We start from the raw sequence: 12,883 nt of genomic DNA on the forward strand, positions 1-12,883 counted from the left end.
TCAGTGCTTCCCATGAGCGTGTTGATGTCCCGACGCCGCTTTGGCCGGAGCATGCTCTGCACAGTCCTTACAATATCCAAATACCTCGAACTTGTGGTCTACAACCTGAAATTGCTCAGGCGCATCCGCAAGCTGCATCGGGCAAAAAATAATAGGATATGTCTTCTGACACTTCAGACAGATCATATGATGGTGATGATGATCTTCACTACAGTGTGCTTTGAATTTAACGCCATCTTCGAAGATGACCTGTTCCAGTACACCCAGTTCCTGCATCACCCGCAAATTACGATATACTGTGTCAAAACTCAGTCCGCTGTAAGTCTTACCCATATATTCATAGACGTCCTTGGGTGTAAGATACCCGGGAGACTCGGCAAATAACCGGGCCAGTGTTTTCCGCTGATCGGTAATGCGAAGTCCCTGTGAGGACATGGTTGAAATAATCTGTTCTGTCGACAGCATGATCTAAAGCACCTCCTGTCATACGAGCATTTTGCATCATTCATAGAGCGACAGTTTATTCGGCAAAAGCAAAAACTTTTGCTTTCTTGTATACCTCTAATAATGCATCAAATTACGATTAGAGTCAACGAAGACACCGGGTTGGGTCATTCCAACATCACATAAAAAGGACTCCATACACATGCATTGCCATTACTTTTAGCTTGGAGCTAATGACATTGCATTTGATGGAGTCCCTTCCTGACGGTTCAGATGATCAATCGTTCGGGCGACTTTTGGGGTGAACGGGTATATATGATATAAGCTTTCACTCCAAACCGTCCGTGCATGTTCATGTTATTACTTTTCAGCCGGAAGCGGCGTGAACAGCAGGTTAACAGGCAAGTTACTTCCTGGTGCCGCCGAGAAGAGAATGGTTACACTCTCGCCGTACGAACCTGTGCGATACATTACGCTTTGCTCATTAGGTGCAGTTACAGATTTACCTGTGGAAATCTGAACGACCTGTCCATTCACGAGTGCCACACCTGAATATCTGCCTCCACGAGGGTTGAATGAAATCAATGTGCGCGGAGCAACATTATTCAATGTAATTTTGTACAATACACCGAAGTTACCTGCGTTGGAAGCTTCCGTGTAAGCCATAGGGTCCGTTCCCACAAGGTTTGGATCACTTGCATTGTCTCCAAGTGGCAGACGTGCAGGCTTCGATCCTACTTCTTGATCATACGTAATGATCCGTGTTGCATTTGGATAGGTACCACGGTTGTGAACACCATCACGATCCAGAACTGGCAGACTCGACAACACTTCCATCGGGTCCTTGTTTTCTTCAATCATAATAATGTTGTAATCCAGTTCATAGTCACTGAATACATCCGAATACAAGGAAATGACCTGTCCCTGTTTCATCGGAAGAACGCTCAGATCATTGAGAATCAGCTTGCTTTCTCCTGGCTGGATGTAAACTTTCTTTTGTCCGGTACCATTCTGCATGGATTGGAACCAACGGTCAATCGACAACTTTCCAGCTACCGTTGCAAAAGGAGACGGTCCTGCAAAACCCATGTTTTGCTGGTCAATGGACGCCGTGTATGCATTGTTGTTTGTCGCTACAACATACATTTTCACGTTTTTGCCCGTGTTGTTCACATGGTGAATCATGAAGCGTGTCTGTCCGAAGGAAGATTCCTTGTACACAATGCCTTCTGTATTCACGGTTTCCGGGCTGTTACTGCGGATCAGCAGACTTGGTTCATCATAATAAGTGAAAGGTACTTTCTCCAATGCCGGTACTCCACCACCGTCAAAAGTGAACTTCTCACCGACTGGTGTGAACAATTGATTGAAGTCAGTCAAACTATAAAGCGTTTCGCCCGTAATATTGATCATCTTAGTGTAGCTATTGCTAGCACCATGTTTATCGGTAACTGTAATCGTTACGGTCTTCGGTCCTGGAACAAAGAATGCAAGTGCATTGTTATCCCATTCGGTTTTAACAATTGCGTTCTCATCATCTGTGCTTTGATCAATATAAGTGATTTTCTCACCCATTTTGTATTCTTCTTTATCTGTCGTAAACATCGCGACAGGTGGCAGATTTGGTCTTTCAACCTTAATCGTAACCGAATACGGATCACTCCATTGACCACTTGAATCCTGGACCGCATAGGTTACTGTGTATACACCTGGTTGGTCGAATGAATCCTGACGGCCTGTCCAACGCTCATCTACAATGCTGAGTCCCTTGGGAGAGCTGGATTTAGTTGTGTAGGTTACCTGCTCTCCGGCAAAAACCTCTTTTTGTACCGTGAAACTTGCCACCGGTTTGGTACTCAGATTCAATACAACCGTTTTGGCAGATTGATTTACTTTATACGTAATGTCCAAAGATTGGGTAATTGAAGTCAACGGCACCATGAACGTATTTTTTTGTTGATAAGCCGCGCCCTTCATCGTTCTGGACACACCATTAACGGTATAGATCTTGCTGTTTGTTTTGAAACGCAACTCATCTTCACCACTAATAATGATCGTTTCTTTAGTTGTGTTATCATATTTGACATCGTAGCCAACCCGATCAACGAGAGCACGGATCGCTACATAGGATACACCATTTTTAACAGCCATCGGCTGTCCAGCAAGATACGTTTTGCCGTCTTGCATCATTTTATTACTGTTCATATAAAGAGTGAGGTCCCCACCCCCGCCTCCAGCAACAGATGAACCGCCTGTAGATGGTTGCTCCACTTCGACTGGTGCAGGTGCAGGTGTTTCCTCAGCTGTACCTTCTTCGTCCGTAGGTTCAATTACCGGCTCAACAGGAGTCGCGTCTGTTCCTGTAGGAACATCTGTCTCGGGGTTCACTTCTTCAGTTGTTTCATTATTTGATGTTGGAGTGTTTGTTCCGGATTTCACTTCGGATTCCGCGATGGTTTGTTCTTTCTTCACAACCTCCACGGATTTAACTTTGGCTGTATTCACTGATGTAGTATCGCTCTGATCTGCTGATTGTGCATTGGCAGGAATGACTGCAAACGCCTGAAACACAGCAAAAGCGGTAAGTATGGACAATTTCTTCTTCAAATTCATTCTTTGTCTTTGGCTCCTTCTGCTCCCATTTTATAAATATCCCCCTCAAAAAGTCATATTATTAGACGCTTGGAACCGGGAAAAGTTGCTAAAAAGTTAAGATGAGAATTGTAAACTTTTAATAGAAGGAAAATACTATGAAAATAGTTATCTATCAATTATCTTTTTAACATCCATATCCCAAAATTAACCAATAGAAAATCCCAATAAAAAAATCTCTCCAGGAGATGGTCAATCAGCACCATATCGCAGAGAGATTTAAGGATTGATAGGCCTAGCGCAAACGGACAGGCAGACTTCCAGTTGGCTGCAGTCCACCTGTTAACACTTGGGACAGGGCCCGAACAACTGCAGGTGTATTCTCATACGTACACACATAACTACCCGGCCTCGAAATCTCCAGCAGATCATATGGATTGCGCAGAGCAATTACAATCAGGGTATGATTCTCACTAAGCTTTTCAACCAAATACTGTTGCCCTTTCGGAAGATGTCCAGCCGACGTGTACGTACATACGATCACTTGCTCACTCTCCGACACTTCCGCCAATATCCGATCTGCTTCATCCTGAGTAGGCTGAGTTGTTATGTTGTGTTCACGAACTCTGCCTCGCAACTGCGAAAGCGCCATACCAAGTGATTCTGTATGAGACCATGGTTCATCCACCTCTGTCCGTTGTACCACCTCAGGCCAGATGACATACACGTCCTTCTCAGGGTCCAACGGTAGCAGCCCTTCATTATGAACAATCGTAATACTGCTTGAAGCAACCGTGAACAGCATCGATTCGTTTCGTTTACTTGAATCACTGGGTTTAGTAGATTCAGTGCAATCAACAGGTTCGACATCGATTGCTTCGACCGTTTCACTCGCTTTCGGCGAAACAAGATGATCATTCTGCTGCCCACAGCGCTTTCTTTTCCATGTCATAATGCTTTCAACCGCCTGATGAATAACCTCTTCCGAAATGCGCCCCGTTCGAACTGCTTCGTATATGCCTTCCAGCGCAGCAACCTGATCTTGCAAGGTATGACTCACCAGAATCAGATCTGCTCCTGCTTCCACAGCACGAACGGCAGCTTCAGCTACCCCATATGGCTTGGATATCGCATGCATTTCAAGACAGTCTGTAATAATTATGCCTTCAAAACCCATTTCCTCACGTAACAGACCCGTTAACACCTTATGTGACAACGTTGCCGGAATGGGCTCGGGCTCAATCGAAGGGAACATCACATGAGCTGTCATAATAGCATCAACTCCAGCATCAATCGCCTTGCGGAACGGCAACAACTCCATCTGTTCCAGCCTGTTTCGATCATGAGGTACCGTAACCATACCAAGATGAGAATCTACGGCGGTATCTCCGTGCCCCGGAAAATGTTTGGCAGTAGCAGCTATGCCCTGTGATTGATATCCGGTGATGGCTGCTACGCCATGAGCGGCCACACTTTCAGCATGTTCACCATACGAACGCACACCGATAACCGGGTTAAGCGGGTTGTTATTCACGTCGACCACTGGCGCAAGGTTCATATCAATACCGATGCTTTTTAACTCACGCCCCAGAATTTGGGCACACTCCAGGGTATATTCCGGATTTCCTGTTGCACCAAGTGCCATATTACCCGGCACTTGGGTCATTCCCTCTTGGTCAATCCGTGCAACCATGCCACCTTCCTGGTCCACCGAAATCATGAGTGGTAAGGCCCCCGCTTCAGCAGCCATATCTTGCAGTTCGGCGGACAGCCGTGTCAATTGATCTATACTTTCGACATTCCGCCGGAAATAAATGACACCCCCGACGTGATAGTCACGGATTAAGCGAGTAATCTGTTCATCTGCGTGCTGACCGTGAAATCCACACATCAACAATTGGCCTACCTTTTGCTCCAATGTCAGATCATTTAAGAGTTTCATTCGACCTCTCCTCCCGTTTCCCTTGCTACTACGAACCCGATTGTTTACTCTGTCTGTACTCGGAGGGTTTCATGTGGAAGTGTTTATGAAACACCTTGGAGAAGTAACGGCGCTCCTTGAAACCTGTTGCTTCCCCAATCGCTGTAATGCTCCATTCGGTTGTACTCAACAATAAAGCTGCACTTTCCATCCGTTTCTGCGTCATGTATTCCACAAAAGTAACACCCATTTGGGTTTTAAACAGCTGGCAAAAGTAACCCGGGCTGATTCCGAGCCAATCTGAGACTTCATCTATTCCCAAGTCCTGTTGCAGCCGTGCATCCATATACTCACATGCAGACAGGATCAGTTCCGATACAGAAGGACGTGGCTGCGTTTGTTTGCCCTGACAGGCATGGATAACAACCTCTGCAAGTTCAAGGAGTTCCCTCATGGATACGGCCCCTTGCAGTGCATTCCAAAAATTCACTTCGTGCTCTTCAGCGATGGCCTGTACTTCACGCAGTTCACGAAGCATGTGCACAAGCATAAACCGAAGATTGGTTTCATCTACCCTGCTGAAGGATTGTCCTGAATTCCCCATTTGCTGTTTAAGCCGATCCAATACATCACGTAACCCCTGCTTGTTCCCTTGACGAATCCACCGAGTAACAAGCTCCAGATCTTCTCTTGTAATCCATGAGTTAGCCCCTTTGGAGGCCGTATGATCATACGATAAGGCGGTTTCGGGACAACTCGCCTTCAGCACCTTGTCTTCACTCTCCGCATGGGACATCAATATTTTTTGACAATGCCGGTATCGATCCAGAATTTGACTTTCCAGGTTCACCGGCACAATATCCTGAACAACCCTGACCTTCACACTTGAATCCAGGGATAATATCGCATTTAATTCGAGACACAGTTGATGGGCGAGTTCCTCTGAGCGACGTTTCCACTCCCCCGATGCCTCCAGCAGGATGCACCACTCACCTTTGCGAGTCGAAAGAATCTGACAATCCACCGTAATTCTCTCTGCCACTTCCCTAAGTCTGGAAATTACGGTCTCATGCCATCGTTGGTGCTGAAGCTCGGACCAACCGATCGAATGGCGAAAATAACCGACCGCATCCACCAGCAGCAACGTATACGGTGCAGCAGTTGTTATAAATTCAGGAACAGAAGCAGGATAGGCAACCTTCAACGGTGCTTCTCCTCGTAACAGGTCAATCAACTGTTTGTGTCTGATCCAGCTTTCCATCTCTTGGCTGCGATAACGTTGCGATTCGTTTTCCTGACGTCTCTTCTGGATCTGTCCGGCAAGTTCACGCAGTTTATGTTCCAGATTCAAATAATCAATTGGCTTACATATGTATTCATGTACGTTATATTTAATAGCGGTTCGAGCATATTCAAACTGCTGATAACCGGTCAGCAAAATAATTTCACACGTTTCACCCTGCTCTCGCAGCAATCGAATAAGTTCCAATCCATCCATAGACGGCATCCGAATATCGCACAAGAGAATGTCCGGATGACTTTCTGTTACTTTCCCCAGCGCTTCTACACCACTTCTCGCTGTACCTGTGATTTCAATCCCCATCTCTTCCCAGGGTAAAATGTAGTTCAGATTCTCCAGAATCGGCAGCTCATCGTCAACCAACATTGCAGTCAGATTCATCCGGCTTCCTCCTGCTCATATAATGGAATGATGCATCGAATAACTGTGCCATACCCCGGTGCTGAACATATAAATATGCCATACCCGGCACCGTATTGAATACGAATTCGATCTGCCACACTTCGTAATCCCAATCCCCTGCGTTCCGTTATGGACGATAATGATTCCGCCCCTTCCGCGAGCATATCTTCCGGCGGATCTTCTGCCATATACTCAAATCGTGCGAGCATTTCCTGGGGAATACCGATCCCATTATCCTCAACACATAACACCAGATGATCCCGTTCTGCATATGCGCTTATCCGCAGTACACCTGCATAGGTGATCCCCTCAAACCCATGTTGAATACTATTTTCCACCAGAGGCTGGAGGGTAAGCTTAAGCAGAATTGAGCTGTATAGATGGGGTGGAATGTCAATCTCATAGGTGAACAAATCACTGAACCTGTACTGTTGAATCTCCAGATAACTCTGCAAATGCCTTATTTCCTCACCCAGCGGAATCTCCTCCTGATCCTGAATGCTGATACGAAGCATATTGCCAAGTCGGGTTACCATCTCGCTTACTTTGCGGCCCTCCCCACGCAGCGCTAATCCATTAATGGATTCCAATGTGTTAAACAGAAAATGAGGTTTGATCTGGGCCTGTAGTACACGCAGTTCCGCTTGGGCCTTCTGCTCTTGCTCTGCCCGAACACGACGGAATAATCCCCCAATACGATCCAATAGCTCATTGAACCCTTGCGCAAGCAGCTGCATCTCATCGAATCCTTTTCCTTCCACCCTCGCATTAAAATCACCATCATCCACACGACGCATAAACCTTACAAGTACAGCAATGTTACCCGTAATGCGATTCATGAAAAAAAGATTAAAGATCATTGCTGCGAGCAGGCATAACAGAATAATGATGACAGACCAACCTGCAAAGGCATTGGTTTCCGCAGATAAGGCTTCCCATGAAGTCACACTGACGAGGCTCCAGTTATAGTTCTTCAGATGATATTGCGAAATGATACTTTCCTTGCCGTCAAAGACCGTTCTGACACTGCTAAAACCGGGACCGTACCTGTCAGATTCAGCACCAAGATTTTGCATGTTCTCACCGTTATAAATACCAGCAGGATCATAGACGATCAGGCCTTCTTCATTAATTAACAGGAAAGATGTATCCTGTGCCGAATCGCTGATCTGCAGGTGACGAAAGATCCGGTCAATCTCTCCTTTTTTGATCTGAACAACAAGCACGCCGATATTTTGAAAATAACTGAGTTCTTTGACCAGTCTGATCTGGGTGAAGACAGGTTCTACCCCGGTTAATTCGGGATATTCCAAAGGTGCGAGCCATTTGGGCACGCCATTAAGTTGCTGAATTTCGTTGAATAAGGGATGCACTTTGAATTGCTGAAAAGGAAGGGCTTGAAAGTTCTCTTTGGTGAAAATGGAGACAATCTGGTTGTTCTCGGACGAACGCAAATCATATAAAAAGGCATAACTGATGAACGGATAATTATATAGAAGGGAACGGAAATTGCGCTGGCTGGCATTCAGGGATAACTGATTACCGGTTCCCAGATCCTGCTTGGTCGGATCTTTGGCGTTCAGCGCCATTTGAAAAACCGATGTAGCTATCCCGTTGTCGGTAACATTATTAATCTGCTGAAATACATTCTCGATATTGTAACTGATGGCCTGAAGCGCATATTCGGCCTGTTGATTGTATTTTTTCTCAATCGTATGTGATGTGACCAGAAACATGCCAATGCCCAGCGCACACATCGGTACAATGATCAGCAGCAGAAATGCCAAGGCCAGCTTCATTCGCAAGTTCATATCCCGTTCTCCCTATTCACTGGTTCATGGTATTAACCTTTGACACCACCTGCAGTTACTCCTTCTATAATTTTCTCCTGGAGTATAGCGTAGATCACAAGTACAGGTACAACGCTGTATACAATACCTGCCGACATCTGGGCATAGTTCATCTGATATTGATCCCGAAACTGGACCATGCCCACTGGCAGCGTACGCAATTTATCGGTGGATAAGAAATAGTTGGCGAGCAAAAATTCGTTCCAGTTGCCGAGGAAATTAACGATAAAAACGGTAACAATAGCCGGAACCGTAAGAGGTATCACTATTTTAGCAAAGATACCCGGGGCCCTCAAGCCGTCCATGACCGCCGCTTCCTCAATTTCTCCAGGCAGAGAACGCATAAAAGCCGCCAGTATAATAATGGTAAAAGGGATCGCATTGGCCACATAGGGCACGATCAATGCCAGATGGGTATCCAATATGCCCATTTTGCGTACAAGCAGATAGATCGGCAACATGAGGGCATTGTTGGGAATAAGCATACCCGCCAGAATCAGGCTGTACAGAAACAGGCTCCATCTCCGGTGTCTCATCCGGGTTACGGCAAAAGCAAACATGGCACCGAGCACAATCGTACACGCCGATGATAGAACCGAAATGTACAGGCTGTTCCAGAAATACGTGCCAATCTTGGCATTCACCCAGGCCTCCACGTAATTGTTAAACTCCCATGTTGTAGGCAGACCGAATGGATTCAGGGCGATTTCATTGTTATCCTGCTTAAATGAAGAAAAAATTACAAATAAAAAGGGAAACAAAATCGCGATCAAGTACAACATTAACAACACATGAGGTATACTACTTTTTATGCTTTTCGGCATCAATATTCCACCTTCTCGCTCCGCCTCGCCACCAGCAGTTGATACACCGCAGTGAGCACAAGCGTCAGAGCAAAGATCAACACTGCAATGGTATTGCCATAGCCATATTTGAAGTTGGTAATCGCGTATTTGATCATGTATGTGGCCAGAACCTCGGTGGACCCGGCGGGCCCACCTTTGGTCATGACAATCACGATGTCGGCTGCTTTCATGGCACCTGCGATGGACAACATGATCACTACTGAAATGATCGGCCGGATCAGCGGCAACGTAATTCGCATTGCACGTTGTACCGCTGTTGCCCCATCGATTGCAGCCGCTTCATCCAGATCACGGGGAATCGCCAGTATGGCCGCCAGCACCATGACAATGTAAAATCCCGTCCACTGCCAGGCATTGGTCACCAAAATGGACAACATGGCAAATCGGTTATCCGATAACCAGTAGATTGGATCGATGCCCAGCACATGAAGTATTTTGTTTAATAGTCCGATATTGGGTTCATAGATGAACCCCCACAAGATACCGATAACGGCTGTCGACATAATGGATGGTAAAAAAACAGCTGTTTTATACAGACCTTTCAGTCTTTTCACATTGGCAATCAGAAGCGAAAACAGGACGATCAGAGGTACCTGAATCAGTACCGAAAATCCGATGAAAAAGCCGTTATTCCGTGTGGAAATCCAAAACCGTTCATCGGTCAGTGCCTTCACATAGTTGGATAAACCCACAAAACGTGGCTCAGCCGATACCCCATTCCAACTCGTCAGACTGTAGTACAGGGAGCTGCCAATAGGATATAAGAAGAACATCACAAACAGAATTAGGGCTGGCATTACAAATAACGTATAGATTAACGGGCTGCGGAGTGAAGTATTCATGGTCAGCCTCCTTCAGTCACTTCAACGATCGCAGTTTCAACTTGGATTGAATTATTCCACGGAAGCGTTTGCTTCCTCCTGCACCTTTTGCAGCTCTTCTGCCATTTTCTCTGGCGTGGTCTGCCCACCAATCAACTTCTGGATTTGCAGATTGCTGATCTCTGTCGTCACATCAGCCTGAACGAGTGCATCAAATGCCGGGAACGACGTCTTGGACGCATTAAGCACGGCCACAATTTCTTTCATCAGATCATCGGTAATACTGTCGGTCAGCACTTTCTCATCCAACTTCATCGCAGGCAACACACCGTCTTCCACAAGACCACGGACCTGCATATCTTCATTGTAGAAATTTTTGATAAAAGCTTTCACTGCTTCCAGCTTCTGCGGGTCATCCGCCACTGCTGCCGAGAATCCGTATCCATTGTTCACATCCCGCATCAAAGACGTCTGATCTCCTGCGCCGTTCTCTACCGGAGGCATATTGAAGAATCCAACCTTGCCAATGAGCGATTCACCGCTCTGACCTTCTTTGAATACAGATGATTTCCATGTTCCGTCATACATTAATATTGCTTCGCCGCTTGTAAATTGCGTGGTATATTCGGCATACTCAAAGCCCAGTTCACCTTTTTTGAAATAACCTTTATCCACCCATTCCTTATGTTTGGCAAATCCTTGGACCACACCCGGGTCGGTCCACTTCGCTTCACCTGTTGCAAACTTTGCGGTAATCTCCGGCCCGGCATAACGGGACCACAGATGGTTGGTTAACATAAGCGGCACCCAGCCCGCCTTGGATGCGGAAGCAAGCGGCACTTTGCCATCGGCCTTGATCTCGGCCAGTATATTGTCCAGTTCAGCCATGGTGGTTGGAGCTTTCCATCCTTTTTGTTCAAAGTACTCTTTATTATAGAAAAAACCTTCGCCCGAACCGCCAATCGGCAGTCCATATACTTTGCCTTCATACGTAAACGGTTCAAGCGATGTAAACTGGTCCTGAATGCCCAGCTCTTGCAAGATCGGAGTCAGATCAAGCAGCATACCTTCCTTGGCATAAACTTTGGAATCCGGGCTACCGAACAGTTCAAATATATCCGGCGGGTTACCTGCCGCCATCTCTCCGCGAAGCTTTTCCTTACGATTCACATCAGATTCGACGCCATCCAGCGTAAAGGTCAGATTGGGTATCTCACCTTCAACTTTGTCCACTACATCCTGGAGAATGGCCAGTCTTTTCTGTTTGTCGGCTCCCACCTGCGTGTGACGGAGAAGCATCTCAACCGGTTCCTTACTTGTCTCCTCCACAGGTGTATTGCCTGCGCCTTGCTGTGGCTCGTTACTTGAGCTTGCACATCCCGCCAAAGTCCATGAAGTGATAAGCAATAATGAAAGCAGTAATGTCATTCCTTTTTTCATCTGGTTGACCCTCCTCAAGATATTGAGCATTTGGCTTTACACTCTGATTATAAAAAGCCGGAGCTTACATCGTAAGGATGACAATTCATCAATGGAGGGATAAAATCCTTCACTGGACCCATAATCTTGCATTTACAATGGATATCAGCAAAAAAAAGCCCCTGCGAAGTATGTTCGCAAGGACTGCTTGGTTGGTATAACGTTGAACTCAAGAATATTTACACTTGCCACTCCGATGACAGAACAACCTTCTGATCGCTGTTATCCCCCGATTTTTTTAAGCCACTTTTACAAAGGTGAAAATCTGGGGATAGCATATGCTTCCGATGTAGCTTTCTTTTAGAAAGCTTTTAGGCAAACGCTCCGCTTCTTCAGCTTATTTCTGTCCTCTTCGTTCTCGTGTAAATAGTTAGTTCAAATTATATACATCCTGCATATAAAGGTAGTTAATTACCGGAACAAGCCACGCCAGCCGTTTCCTGGCGACCTTGTTCGATCAGGCGATACGCCCGCTCCACTTCTTCTTCAGTTGGTGAAGGAACTCCATCCAGTGGATATACTTTGCCGAGCGCCTCCCATTTGTAAATCCCCATCTGATGGTATGGAAGAATTTCGAACTTCTCGACGCCATTTAATGTTCCAATAAACCGTCCGAGGTTAAGCAGATCCTCTTCCTCGTTATGAATGCCAGGCACATACACGTGGCGTATCCACATTTTCCGACCTTGCTCCGATAACCACTTGGCCGTTTTCAACGTTCTCTCGTTGGATTTGCCTGTCAGCTTGATATGTTTCTCGTCATCAATATGTTTGAGGTCCAGCAGAACCAGGTCTGTGTGGTCCAACAGATCGTGAATCCGTTCCGGTTCGTTAAATCCGTTGCTATCAAGTGTTGTATGCATTCCCCAGCGCCGCTTCACTTCCTTGAAGATCTCGGCTACAAAGTGGGCCTGTAACGTTGGTTCACCGCCAGATATCGTCAGCCCGCCTCCGGAGCTGCGATAGTAGGACAGATAAGGCTCAATTTCAGCCAATACCTCCTCAAGCGTCATTTCTTTACCACCATCCAGCGCCCAAGTATCAGGGTTGTGGCAATACTGACATTTGAGTAGACATCCTTGCATAAAAAGCACAAAGCGGATGCCTGGGCCGTCAACCGTCCCGAAAGTTTCGAGTGAATGAATATGTCCGTTAACCATGCTGCCTCTTCCTTTCTGTATCCGCATCCGCTGTGCGTTTAATATGAT

9 protein-coding genes are annotated in these 12,883 nt (G+C 46.2%); all 9 read right to left on the bottom strand.

The window, feature by feature from the left end; all coding sequences use genetic code 11:
- The 9 genes from V6669_RS19975 to pflA all read right to left on the bottom strand — a co-directional run bounded on the left by V6669_RS19975 (position 1) and on the right by pflA (position 12,835).
- The gene (locus tag V6669_RS19975) at positions 1-465 is read right to left on the bottom strand and encodes a Fur family transcriptional regulator (RefSeq protein WP_074095707.1); all 465 of its coding nucleotides are present in this window, start codon (positions 463-465) and stop codon (positions 1-3) included.
- A 339-nt stretch (positions 466-804) separates the two neighbouring features.
- A complete protein-coding gene (locus tag V6669_RS19980) occupies positions 805-3,057 on the bottom strand; it encodes a stalk domain-containing protein (protein WP_338587773.1) in 2,253 nt (750 codons plus the stop codon).
- A 274-nt stretch (positions 3,058-3,331) separates the two neighbouring features.
- On the bottom strand, positions 3,332-4,978 hold the full coding sequence (nagZ, locus tag V6669_RS19985) for a beta-N-acetylhexosaminidase (RefSeq protein ID WP_338587775.1): 1,647 nt from the start codon (positions 4,976-4,978) through the stop codon (positions 3,332-3,334).
- A gap of 28 nt (positions 4,979-5,006) precedes the next feature.
- Positions 5,007-6,638: a response regulator gene (locus tag V6669_RS19990; protein ID WP_338587776.1), complete on the bottom strand. Its 1,632-nt coding sequence runs from the start codon at positions 6,636-6,638 to the stop codon at positions 5,007-5,009.
- Positions 6,635-8,470, bottom strand: a complete 1,836-nt coding sequence (locus V6669_RS19995) for a sensor histidine kinase (protein WP_338587778.1) — start codon at positions 8,468-8,470, stop codon at positions 6,635-6,637. Before V6669_RS19995 ends, V6669_RS19990 begins: the two co-directional genes overlap by 4 nt.
- A gap of 32 nt (positions 8,471-8,502) precedes the next feature.
- Positions 8,503-9,333, bottom strand: coding sequence for a carbohydrate ABC transporter permease (locus V6669_RS20000; RefSeq protein WP_036614430.1), 831 nt, complete (start codon positions 9,331-9,333; stop codon positions 8,503-8,505).
- Positions 9,333-10,217 (bottom strand): sugar ABC transporter permease, encoded by an 885-nt coding sequence (locus V6669_RS20005; RefSeq protein WP_036614432.1) that lies wholly within the window; start codon positions 10,215-10,217, stop codon positions 9,333-9,335. The genes V6669_RS20000 and V6669_RS20005 overlap by 1 nt, the downstream gene beginning before the upstream one ends.
- A gap of 51 nt (positions 10,218-10,268) precedes the next feature.
- A complete protein-coding gene (locus tag V6669_RS20010) occupies positions 10,269-11,636 on the bottom strand; it encodes an extracellular solute-binding protein (protein WP_338587782.1) in 1,368 nt (455 codons plus the stop codon).
- A gap of 446 nt (positions 11,637-12,082) precedes the next feature.
- Positions 12,083-12,835: a pyruvate formate-lyase-activating protein gene (gene pflA, locus V6669_RS20015; RefSeq protein ID WP_338587784.1), complete on the bottom strand. Its 753-nt coding sequence runs from the start codon at positions 12,833-12,835 to the stop codon at positions 12,083-12,085.
- Positions 12,836-12,883 lie beyond the last annotated feature (48 nt).

It is taken from the genome of Paenibacillus sp. Y5S-9 (genome assembly GCF_036894235.1).
Taxonomy (GTDB): domain Bacteria; phylum Bacillota; class Bacilli; order Paenibacillales; family Paenibacillaceae; genus Paenibacillus.